This window comes from Serratia sp. BW106 (genome assembly GCF_002607755.1).
GTDB classification, from domain to species: domain Bacteria; phylum Pseudomonadota; class Gammaproteobacteria; order Enterobacterales; family Enterobacteriaceae; genus Serratia; species Serratia proteamaculans.
Genome location: NZ_MCGS01000002.1, coordinates 222,681 through 233,205, shown reverse-complemented (window position 1 = coordinate 233,205; position 10,525 = coordinate 222,681). Strand labels below are relative to the sequence as shown.

The 10,525-nt window shown below is 57.6% G+C and carries 10 protein-coding genes; 5 read left to right on the top strand and 5 right to left on the bottom strand.

All coding sequences use genetic code 11. The features are described 5' to 3' along the window. Nucleotides 1–85: 85 nt before the first annotated feature. Nucleotides 86–409, top strand: coding sequence for a heavy metal-binding domain-containing protein (locus BEI65_RS01595; protein ID WP_099061814.1), 324 nt, complete (start codon nt 86–88; stop codon nt 407–409). 42 nt (nt 410–451) lie between these two features. On the opposite strand, the gene BEI65_RS01590 is transcribed toward BEI65_RS01595, so the two are convergent. Further along, a complete protein-coding gene (locus tag BEI65_RS01590; RefSeq protein WP_099061813.1) occupies nt 452–1,978 on the bottom strand; it encodes a DUF3300 domain-containing protein in 1,527 nt (508 codons plus the stop codon). A gap of 189 nt (nt 1,979–2,167) precedes the next feature. Here BEI65_RS01590 and BEI65_RS01585 point away from each other — a divergent pair, with 189 nt between their 5' ends. Beyond that, nucleotides 2,168–3,004 (top strand): N-acetylmuramoyl-L-alanine amidase, encoded by an 837-nt coding sequence (locus tag BEI65_RS01585; RefSeq protein WP_099061812.1) that lies wholly within the window; start codon nt 2,168–2,170, stop codon nt 3,002–3,004. On the opposite strand, the gene BEI65_RS01580 is transcribed toward BEI65_RS01585, so the two are convergent. Both BEI65_RS01580 and BEI65_RS01575 read right to left on the bottom strand, forming a co-directional pair. Continuing rightward, nucleotides 3,005–4,015: an NAD(P)-dependent oxidoreductase gene (locus BEI65_RS01580; protein WP_099061811.1), complete on the bottom strand. Its 1,011-nt coding sequence runs from the start codon at nt 4,013–4,015 to the stop codon at nt 3,005–3,007. Between the two features lie 217 nt (nt 4,016–4,232). Next, the gene (locus tag BEI65_RS01575) at nt 4,233–5,672 is read right to left on the bottom strand and encodes a DUF2867 domain-containing protein (protein ID WP_099061810.1); all 1,440 of its coding nucleotides are present in this window, start codon (nt 5,670–5,672) and stop codon (nt 4,233–4,235) included. Nucleotides 5,673–5,825: 153 nt separating this feature from the next. On the opposite strand from BEI65_RS01575, the gene BEI65_RS01570 reads away from it, so the two are divergent. Then, complete coding sequence (locus tag BEI65_RS01570; RefSeq protein ID WP_099061809.1) at nt 5,826–6,173, top strand: DUF1294 domain-containing protein; 348 nt, start codon at nt 5,826–5,828, stop codon at nt 6,171–6,173. Between the two features lies 1 nt (nt 6,174). Here the strand turns inward: BEI65_RS01570 and BEI65_RS01565 are convergent, their stop codons facing one another. Next, entirely contained in the window at nt 6,175–7,002 is an 828-nt protein-coding gene (locus BEI65_RS01565; RefSeq protein ID WP_099061808.1) for a MurR/RpiR family transcriptional regulator, read from the bottom strand. A gap of 167 nt (nt 7,003–7,169) precedes the next feature. Here BEI65_RS01565 and BEI65_RS01560 point away from each other — a divergent pair, with 167 nt between their 5' ends. Then, nucleotides 7,170–8,726, top strand: coding sequence for a PTS transporter subunit EIIC (locus BEI65_RS01560; protein ID WP_099061807.1), 1,557 nt, complete (start codon nt 7,170–7,172; stop codon nt 8,724–8,726). Continuing rightward, nucleotides 8,723–9,415: an N-acetylmannosamine-6-phosphate 2-epimerase gene (locus BEI65_RS01555; RefSeq protein ID WP_099061806.1), complete on the top strand. Its 693-nt coding sequence runs from the start codon at nt 8,723–8,725 to the stop codon at nt 9,413–9,415. Before BEI65_RS01560 ends, BEI65_RS01555 begins: the two co-directional genes overlap by 4 nt. Before the next feature lie 40 nt (nt 9,416–9,455). On the opposite strand, the gene ltaE is transcribed toward BEI65_RS01555, so the two are convergent. Beyond that, the gene (ltaE, locus tag BEI65_RS01550) at nt 9,456–10,472 is read right to left on the bottom strand and encodes a low-specificity L-threonine aldolase (protein WP_099061805.1); all 1,017 of its coding nucleotides are present in this window, start codon (nt 10,470–10,472) and stop codon (nt 9,456–9,458) included. Nucleotides 10,473–10,525: the final 53 nt, after the last annotated feature.

Sequence of the window (10,525 nt, the reverse complement as noted above, 5' to 3'; positions counted from 1 at the left end):
TTAGGGCGGGGAGCAGTCAAAACAGAACATAATGGCAAATCAATGGTCAGATAAATGAGATGAATCAATCAAGCAAGGAGTTTTGATGCAGCTTTCAACCACCCCGACCCTGGAAGGGTTTACCATTACCGAGTACTGCGGCGTTGTCACCGGCGAGGCCATTTTGGGCGCCAATATTTTTCGCGATTTCTTCGCCGGCGTACGTGACATCGTGGGTGGCCGTTCCGGCGCTTACGAGAAAGAGCTGCGCAAAGCACGCCTGATCGCTTTCCAGGAACTGGAAGAGCAGGCACAAGAATTGGGGGCCAATGCGGTGGTCGGCATTGATATTGATTACGAAACCGTGGGCAAAGACAGCAGCATGCTGATGGTGACCGTCAGCGGCACCGCGGTAAAAGTCAGCCGTTAATCCCTCCTCTCACGCCCCGGCAGCCGCCGGGGCGTCATATCTTTATTCCACCTTCCGTGGTTCAATTTTTAAGGGGCGGTGTTCCTGCGGCCTGGCTGCGGGGGCCGGGCGATGCTCTGTCCGCACCTGTTGCTGATGGAACGGGTTCCGCGGGGTATCCGACCGTTGCTGTATCGGCTGCGGGCGGGAAACCGGGGCTACGGGTGTGCTACGAACTACCGGTTTAGTGGCTGCGGGTCGAGCTACTTGCTGTGCGGCATGAGGCGCGGTTATGCGCTGTTCCGGTTGGCGCATTGGCCGGTTTTCTGTTTGCTGAACCGGCGTTGCTGATTTTCGCGTTTGCTGCGGTACCGCTGCGGGTGCCGTAGAGTTGAATTTCGGCAGGGTCATCTGTGGCTGAGCATGGGCCGCGGGTGTCACTGCACGGGGAGCGGCTACCGTTCCCGTATGGGTAAAGTTCGGTGTAGCCATTGGCTGGCGCGTATTAACCGCGGCTGCCTGTTGGGCAAAGTGAGGTTGCTGCATCGTGTTAACGTTCGGAGCCGGACGGGCCGTCGGTGCGGCAATACGTGGCGCCTGAACCACCGGCGTGTTGCGGTAGTTATTCACGGTGTTGCTACGGTTCACATTATTAAATTGATTGATATTGGTGACGCGGTTAATCACCGTGGTGGAATGCGAAATATAGGGGGCATTGTTGTAGACAACCGGTTGACGCCGATTATTCCAGTGCACATCCCAGCTATGCCAGTCGTCATGATGATTCTGATTAATCAATGCCCCAACCACGATACCTACGCCAAAGCTGATCACGCCGGTTGCCAGCATATCGCCGCTGCTGTAGCCGGGAGCACTTTGATAGTGGTAGCTCGGATAGGCGGGTACCGGTTCGCCATAGGCCACCCAGGGATCGTAACGCGGTACGTAAACCACATCCGGCTGGCTGGGCTCAATCACAATGGTTTGCGCTGGTGCGACGACCACACTTTGCGGGTAGGGCTGTTGCTCAACATATTGAGTGGCCGGGGTGACGATCACCCTTTGCTGCGGCGAGGTTTTTAGCGTGCCTTTGGCGGCGGCGCGTTGACGCATCACCTGAATAGCGTTCATCACATCGCTGGGATCGTTGAGATAAGCATCACCCAGCGCGCTGGTCCAGGGGATATTTTTCGCCATCTGATCCAGCACGTCAGGGAATTGTACCAGCCCACGCACGCTGGGGTCCCAGGGCTGAGCACCCGCAGCGTTGGCAAGCGCAGCCGGTTGCAGGCCGCGGTTTTGTGCCAGCCAGTTATCCGCCGCGCTGACTTGATCGGGATAACCGGCCCCCGCCAACACCTGCGCTAACAATTTGTCAGGAAAAAGCGCCACCGGGCTGACCAACTGGTACAGTTGATCGGCGCTCAACGGCGTATAGGCCGGTGCCGCCACGGGAGATGCGGCGGCCGCTGGAGATGTGGCTGCAGGCGGCGTGGCCCCCATGGCGTTGGCCACTGTTTTTTGGTCACAGCCGCTGAGCGGCAGCATGGCGACGCAGATCAGCCAGGCGAGACTGTTTGGCTTGAACATGGGTGACTCACTTTTATCAGCGCAGGTAATAATATGAGGCTACCATCTGCCAGAGAGTCCGCCAGCTCAGCGCAACACTCACTTGCACATCTGGCATCTCTGTCATCATTAATTGAATAACTTGATTATTGGATACAGATTAATCAATCCGGGTTACAAATTGGGCAACCTAAATCGCAGGAGGGAATCGTGAAAATTTGGCCAGGGATATTTGCCGCCGCGCTGCTCGCAGGCTGCCAAAGCGTGCCGCAGGACACCATTGTCGATCATGGCGGCTATCAGCTTGAAACCCTGCATCAGGCGCAGGGCGCAGACCAACGCATTCGTTTTTTGGTGATGCATTACACCGCCGAAGATTTCCACTCCTCATTGAAAACCCTGACGGATGAACACGTCAGCGCGCATTATCTGTTACCGGCGCACCCGCCACTGGCGCAGGGCAAACCGGTGGCTTTCCAGCTGGTGCCGGAAGCATTGCGCGCATGGCATGCCGGGGCCAGCAGCTGGCGCGGCAGAACCAACCTGAATGACACCTCGATTGGTATCGAAATCGTTAATCGCGGGTTCAACCGTACCCTGCTGTTTACCCACTGGCAGCCGTATACGCCACAGCAAATTGCCCTGTTGATCCCGCTGAGCCAAGATATTATCCAACGTTATGGTATTCAGCCGACGGACGTAGTCGGGCACAGCGATATTGCGCCGCAGCGCAAGCAGGATCCCGGCCCGTTATTCCCCTGGCAGCAACTGGCGCAGGCGGGGATAGGCGCCTGGCCGGATGAGGCGCAGGTGCAGAAACTCTTGGCCGGGCGGGATAAGCATGCCGAAGTGCCGCTGGCGCCGTTGATGGCAAAGCTGGCGAGTTACGGTTACGGGATTGATGCGCAGTGGGATGTCCGGCAGCAGAAAAACGTGCTGGCGGCGTTTCAGATGCATTTCCGGCCCAGCGATTATCGCGGTGAGCCGGATGCCGAGAGTGAGGCTATTGTCGACGCGCTGCTGCTGAAGTACGGTGCAGCCCGTTAATTACAGGCCGTGCAGTTTACCGTGGTCTTTCAGCCAGCGGGCGGTGCGGGAAATGCCTTCGTCCAGCGAAATAATCGGTCGGTAGTCCAGCTCTTGCTGGGCGCGGGTAGTGTCCAGCGTCAGATCAAAATTGAGCTTGGCGACGCCATAGTGGGTCAGCACCGGCTCTTTTTCACTTTTGCTGCCGAGCTTTTCCATGCCGCGCGCCATCATGTCGAGCATCGGGTAGGGGACCGAACGGATCCGGCACTTCATGCCCAGTTCGTCGATCAACTGCTGCACCACGCTATGTAACTGACGCGGTTGCTGGTTGGTGATGTTATAGGCGCGGCCTGATGGGGTATTTTCTTTCTGGGTTGCCAGCCACATGGCGTGCACGGCGTTTTCCAGATAGGTCATGTCCACCAGCGCAGCACCGCCGCGTGGCAGCAGCAGGTTGCCGTAGCGTTTGATCATCTGCAGCAAACGCGGCAGCATCACCTTGTCGTGCGGTCCGAATAACCCCTGAGGACGCAGGATGGTGAAGTGAGTCTGCGGGTTGGACAGCGCCAACTGCTGGATCACGTGTTCACCGGCGGCCTTGCTGCGTGCAAACTCATTGGCATAGCGCACAGGGCGGAAGTCTTCGGTAACGTTGCGATGGTGATGATAGTCGAAGTAAACCGCCGGCGAAGAGATATGGATAAACTGCGCAACACCGTAAGCCGCTGCCCATTCGCCCAGGCGACGGGTCGCGCGCACGTTGGCCAGTTCAAACGCCTCTTCGGTGCCCCAGGGGGAGGTGAAACTGGAGCAGTGCCACAGCACGTCCACATCGGCCAGCATGGCTTTGGCCTGCGATGAGATCAGGTTGGTAAGATCGGCATGAATGAATTCCGCACCCATTTTTTCCAGCAGACTGCCCATAGCCTGGTTGCGACCGGTCGCGCGCACTTTTATGCCCTGACGGCGCAGATATTCAACGGCGTTACGGCCTAACCCACTGGTTGCACCGGTGACCAATACCTTCATAACGAACTCTATTCTCACCAAAAATCAGAATGCTGACGGCCTTCAGCGGCACAACAGCAAATAAGATGCCATTCTTCCGTTATTTCGTGCTCTATGCAATCGGAAAGGGCCTAAGCACAGCAGTAAACTGTGCGGTTGATCGACAAATAAGCGCTATACCCGTCATCTTGCAAGCCGCAGCGTTGTTAGCTGCAACTTGAAAGCTATAGGGTAGGGTTTAAGGATGATTGCGCGGATGCTCTTCGGCCAGTTTGGCAATACGGCGTGCCATACCGCGAAAAATAAACAGATGAGCGGGCATCATGGCAAACCAATACAGTAGCCCACTGAAACCGGCGGGGTGCCACCAGGCACGAACGTCGAGGGTACGGTGGTCGCCGTGATCCTTGATGGTAAAGCTCAGGCGGCCCAGCCCGGGGGCTTTCATACCAAACAGTAACGCCAACTGGCGCTGCGGCTTGAGCGTGATGACCTTCCAGCCGTCGACCACGTCGCCAATTTCCAGCGTGTCGCGCTGTGGACGGCCATAAACCACGCGATTGCCGATCATATCGTCCATACGGGCGCGGATTTGCCACAGAATATTGGCGTAAAAATACCCCTCTTTACCGCCCAGTTGCTGCACGGTATGCCACAGCGCCTGGCTGGATGCCTGAGTTTCTATCGAACAGCCGGCCTGTTTGGGATAAAAACCGTAGCCCGGTCGCCAGCGTGCTCGCGCTTCCGGATCGTAGCCCCAGTCGGCGGAATCGACGACTTCCGCTTCGCGTTGCAGAGTGGCCGTCACCGCCTGATCGAAGGTTTGCAGATCCTGCGGTATCAACGCCTGCAGCGGTTTACCGTCGGCGGGCAGATCGTGGTTCAACCCCTGGATCAGTGCGCTGGCGATGGAAGTGGGCACCGAAGTGATCATGCTGATAAACCATACCGAGATAAAGCGGGTAGGCAGCGGGATCGGGATCAGCCAGCGTTTCTTGCCGCTGATGGCGATGAAACGTTCAAACATGGTCTGGTAGCTGATGTACTCCGGGCCGGCGACGTCAAAAATGCGGTTTTCTTCTGCCGGATGCGCCAGCAGATCGGCCAGATATACCAGCAGGTTTTCCAGCGCCACCGGGGAAGATTTGGATCGTACCCAGCGCGGCGGCGTTAGCACTGGCAGGTTGTAGACCATATCGCGCATGATTTCGAACGCGGCCGAGCCGGGGCCGACAATGATGCTGGCGCGTAGTTCGGTAACCGGGACGCCACTCTGGCGAAGGATCTCACCGGTCAGCTTACGTGCCACCAGGTGCGGCGAGCTGTCGCCCTCGGGTTGCAGTGCGCCAAGAAAAATTACCTGTTTGACGCTGGAACTGCGCAGCGCATCGCGCAGGTTCTCCGCGGCCTGGCGTTCTTTTTCAATAAAATCATCGCCGTCGCCCATGCCGTGGATCAGATAATAAACGGCGTCGATCTCCCACAGAGCGGCGGCCAGGGTTTCTGGCCGATAAACATCGACATATTGACAGTTAACCTGCGGCCAATGTTGTTCTTGCAGCCATTCGATGCGTCGCGCGGCGGCGGTAATGCTGTGTCCCTGCTCGATCAGGTGGGGGATCAGGTTTTGGCCGATATAGCCGCTGGCCCCAAGAACCAGTACGCGTTGAGCTGTCATTAGCGCCGCCTTTGCGGTGAAAGTCTGTTTAGCATAGACACAGGATGCCAAACTCGTGGTTTAAATGCACTTTTTGTGTGGTTATGCGGGCATTGCATCCGCTGACGGGCGGCGTCACACTACGCACCGTTTGTCTGTACTAAGCCGGAAGCTATGAAACTCAATGCCGTTTGTTATGCCCTGTTGGGACTGGCGCTGATTGCCAGTTTGTTTTTCCTGCATCCGATCTGGATGTGGTGGTTGTTGGCTAACCTGCTGACGCTGTTGGTGTACGGTGCGGATAAGTTTGCGGCGCGCAAAGACTGGCGACGGGTACCGGAAAGCACGCTGCTGGTGTTCGGGCTGGTGGGCGGCTGGGTCGGGGCGATAGCCGCGCAGCAGCTGTTTCGCCATAAAACCCAGAAACAGCCGTTCAAAAGCTGGTTTATCGTCAGCGTGGTGCTGAATGTGCTTGCGACGCTGGCGATTTGGTACTGGGTTTACGGCCGCTGGATACTCTGATTCACAGCAATAACGGCAGGGTAGCGCTTGCTGTTTCCTGTACGGCCTGGCCGTAAGCTGGGTCAAACTTGGCCAGTTCGGCCACCATAAACTCCACCAGCAACATCGCGCCGACCTTGGCAGGCAGTGCGCCTGCGTTCAGCGGACCTTCCGGTTTGGCCGCCACCAGCAGCACATCCGCCAGTTTGGCCAACGGGCTGCGCTGGGTGTTGCTGACGGCGATGATCCGTGCGCCGCGTTGTTTGGCCAGGGTCACCGCATGCAACACGTCTTTGGTCGATCCTGAGCTGGAGATGACGATCAGCAGGTCTTGCTTTCCCAGCGAAGCTGCGTTCATCGCTGCCCGGTGCATATCACTGAACAACAGCGCCGGTTTGCCCACTCGCAACAGCTTGTAGTGCAGGAAATCCCCGATAATCGCACTGGCGGCGACGCCATAAATCTGCACCGAAGCGCTCTGGTGCAGGCTTTCTGCCGCCTGCCGCAGGGCCTGATGGTCCAGCAACGCGCCGGTATCCCGCAAAGCCTGCACGCTTTCCTCCACCAGATCCTCCGTGGGGCTCTGGCGCGTGGCCGCCTCAGGCTGGTTTTGTTGCAGGCTCAGCGCCAGCGCCATTTTAAATTCGGTATAGCCTTTGCAGCCCAGATGGCGGCAAAGCCGGGTCACGCTGGCTTCGCTGGTGCCGCTCTCGCGGGCCAGTTCGGTGATGGTAAAGTAGACGGCCCTGGATGGCTCCTCGATCACATAGCTACCGAGTTTTTGCAGCGTGGGGCTGTAACTCGTCAGATCCTGCCGCAGCCGCAATAATAAATTTCCAGTATTCATCACGTTACCTTTCTGATTATTCCTCTTTCTATTGTGGCGGAAAGTCGCCGCCGCCCGCCAGCGAAATCGACGTATTGTGAAGCCGATCATCGTTATGATTAAAATTTTCAACATTTATATTTATTTGTGGTAAAAATTTTCATCATAAAAAATGATAATGAGGAAAATTTATGTCAACAGCAGGGGAATCAAGGTCCGGCAGCTGGTTTGAAAAAGCCCAGCGGTTCGGAAAGTCGTTTATGTTGCCGATCGCCGTGTTGCCAGCCGCTGGCTTGCTGCTGGGGATCGGTGGGGCGTTGTCCAATCCCAATACTCTGGAGGCCTATCCCTTCCTCAACGTCGGTTGGCTGCAAGGGGTGTTTACCGTGATGGCCAGCGCCGGTTCTATCGTGTTTGCCAACCTGGCGGTGTTGTTCTCCGTGGGTGTGGCCGTGGGCCTGGCCAAAGGTGATAAGGGGACGGCGGGGCTGGCATCGTTGATTGCCTACCTGGTGATGAATGCCACCATCAATGCCTTACTCAAAATCAACGGTTCTCTGGCCGCTGAAAATCCGGGTGCGGTGGGGCAAGGCGTCATTATGGGCATCCAAACGCTGGAGACCGGGGTATTCGGCGGGGTGATCATTGGCCTGGTGACCGGGTATCTGCACGATCGCTACAACAAAATTGCGCTGCCGCAGTTCCTGGGTTTTTTCGGCGGTTCCCGTTTCGTCCCTATTATCTGCTCCCTGGCGGCCATGGGCGTGGGAGCCCTGATGACCGTTATCTGGCCCCACTTCCAGCAGGTGATCTTTGGCCTGGGCGGGCTGGTGGATGCCAGTGGTTATTTGGGCACCTTTATCTATGGTTTTGTGCTGCGCATGCTGGGGCCATTTGGCCTGCACCATATTTTTTATCTGCCGTTCTGGACCACGGCACTGGGCGGCAGCGAAGTGATCAACGGCCAGTTGGTGGAAGGGACACAGCGTATTTTCTTCGCTCAGCTCGCCGATCCACATACCCAGCAGTTTTACATCGGGACTGCGCGTTTTATGTCTGGCCGCTTTATCACCATGATGTTTGGTCTGGTAGGGGCCTGTCTGGCGATGTACCAGACCGCCCGCCCGGAGAACCGCAAACGCGTCGGCGGTTTGTTACTGTCGGCGGCGTTGACCTCGTTCCTCACTGGCATTACCGAGCCGATTGAGTTCTCGTTCCTGTTTGTCGCCCCGGCGCTGTACGTGGTCCATGCCCTGTTTGATGGCCTGGCGTTCATGCTTGCCCACATTCTGCATATCACTATCGGCCAGACGTTCTCCGGCGGCTTTATTGATTTCATGCTGTTTGGCGTATTGCAGGGCGAGGCCAAGACCCACTGGATGTATGTGCCGCTGGTCGGCGTTCCCTGGTTTTTTCTGTACTACTTCACCTTCCGCTTCCTGATTGTTCGTTTCAATTTCAAAACGCCGGGGCGCGGCGAAGAACTGCCGGCCGAAGTGGCACTGGAAGGTACCGCGCGATCGCAGCAGGTGCTGGCGGCGCTGGGTGGCAAAGACAACATTGTCGAGTTGGACTGCTGCGCCACCCGTTTGCGCATTACGGTGAAGCAGAGCCGGTTGCTGGATGAAGCCGGGCTGAAAGCCAGCGGGGCACGTGCGGTGATCATTCGTGGCAATGGGGTGCAGGTCATTTACGGTCCGCACGTCACCATCATTAAAAATGAAGTCGAGGAGTTATTGGATTTATGACGCTTTCTATTTTGCAGCAGATTAAGGGACGGTTGGTGGTTTCCTGTCAGGCATTGGATGATGAGCCGCTGCACAGTGATTTTATCATGTCGCGTATGGCGGTTGCTGCGCAGCAAGGCGGGGCGGCAGCGATCCGGGCCAACAGCGTAGAGGATGTCAAAGCCATCATGCAGGCGGTGACACTGCCGGTGATTGGTATCATCAAGCGTGATTATGTCGGCAGTCAGGTGTACATCACGCCGACTTTGCAAGAAATTGATGAGCTGATGACGGCGGGGCCGCAGATGATCGCCCTGGATGCGACCTTGCATCCTCGACCTGGCAGCCTGGCGTTGGCGGCGTTGGTTGCTGCCGTGCGTGAGCGATATCCCGACGTGTTGTTGATGGCGGACATCGCCACGCTGGAAGAGGCCATCCATGCCGATCGTCTGGGGTTCGACTGTGTAGGGACAACCTTGCATGGCTATACCGAAGAAACCTTGGGCCGTCAGTTGGCACAGGATGACTTTGTTTTTCTGCGGGAGGTACTGGCGGCGGTCAGCGTACCGGTGATTGCCGAGGGCAATGTTGAAACGCCGACCATGGCCGCCCGCTGTCTGGCTTTGGGCGCGCATGCGGTGGTAGTGGGCGGGGCCATTACTCGTCCGCAGCAGATCACTCGTCGCTTTGTGGCCGCACTCGGGAACTGATGGGGATCTCCCTGAGGGTTACGTCAGGGAGATTCAGGACTCAGGCGTGCTGTTGGAGGAATTTCTGCCACAACTCGACCAGGCGCTGCAAATCCTGACGGCTGACATCGAGATGGGTCAGAATGCGCGTCAACGGCCCGCTGCTGATCAGTACGCCGTGCTCACGCATCCAGGGGCCCAGTTTGGCCGCCAGCTCCGGTGACTGACGCAGGTACAGCACGTTGGTCTGCGCGCCCGGCTCGACGATGTCGACGCCAATCCGTTGCAGTTGCTGTTCCAGCCATTTGGCATTGTCGTGGTCTTCACGCAGGCGCTCGACGTTGTGCTCCAGCGCATATAACCCGGCCGCGGCCAGAATACCGGCCTGGCGCAGGCCACCGCCGGTCATTTTACGCCAGCGCAGGGCCTGCTGGATAAAGGCCTCACTGCCGCACAATAACGACCCCACCGGCGCGCCGAGCCCTTTTGACAGGCAAATGGTGAAGGTGTCGCAGTACTGCACAATCTCTTTCAACGGCACATTCAGCGCGACGGCGGCGTTGAAGATGCGTGCGCCGTCGATATGCAACGCCAACTGATGCTCACGGCTGAACTGCCAGGCCTGCTGCAGGTATTCCAGCGGTAGCACGCGGCCACTGATGGTGTTTTCGAGGCTCAGCAGTCGGGTTTTGGCAAAGTGGATATCGTCGGGTTTGATTGCCGCAGCGACCTTATCGAGCGGCAGGGTGCCGTCCGGGTTCGCTTCAATCGGTTGTGGCTGGATGCTGCCGAGCACCGCCGCGCCGCCGGCTTCGTATTTATAGTTATGCGCCTGCTGGCCGACAATGTACTCATCACCACGCTGGCAATGGCTCAGCAGCGCCACCAGATTGGCCTGTGTGCCGCTTGGCAAGAACAACGCCGCTTCTTTACCGGACAGACGGACCGCTTCCGCCTCCAGGGCATTGACCGTCGGGTCATCGCCGTAAACGTCATCACCGACTTCGGCCTGGGCCATGGCTTCGCGCATCGCGGCGCTGGGGCGGGTCACGGTGTCACTGCGTAAATCGATAAGCATAAAAATCCTTTATCCCCTTCATCTTTCAAGCCGCAGCGTTGTTGGCTGCAACT

Excerpts from the sequence above, each read along its gene's own strand:
- BEI65_RS01595 (WP_099061814.1), top strand. The coding sequence starts at position 86 with ATGCAGCTTTCAACCACCCCGACCCTGGAAGGGTTTACCATTACCGAG.
- BEI65_RS01590 (WP_099061813.1), bottom strand. The coding sequence starts at position 1,978 with ATGTTCAAGCCAAACAGTCTCGCCTGGCTGATCTGCGTCGCCATGCTG.
- BEI65_RS01580 (WP_099061811.1), bottom strand. The coding sequence starts at position 4,015 with ATGAAGGTATTGGTCACCGGTGCAACCAGTGGGTTAGGCCGTAACGCC.
- BEI65_RS01575 (WP_099061810.1), bottom strand. The coding sequence starts at position 5,672 with ATGACAGCTCAACGCGTACTGGTTCTTGGGGCCAGCGGCTATATCGGC.
- BEI65_RS01570 (WP_099061809.1), top strand. The coding sequence starts at position 5,826 with ATGAAACTCAATGCCGTTTGTTATGCCCTGTTGGGACTGGCGCTGATT.
- BEI65_RS01560 (WP_099061807.1), top strand. The coding sequence starts at position 7,170 with ATGTCAACAGCAGGGGAATCAAGGTCCGGCAGCTGGTTTGAAAAAGCC.
- BEI65_RS01555 (WP_099061806.1), top strand. The coding sequence starts at position 8,723 with ATGACGCTTTCTATTTTGCAGCAGATTAAGGGACGGTTGGTGGTTTCC.
- ltaE (WP_099061805.1), bottom strand. The coding sequence starts at position 10,472 with ATGCTTATCGATTTACGCAGTGACACCGTGACCCGCCCCAGCGCCGCG.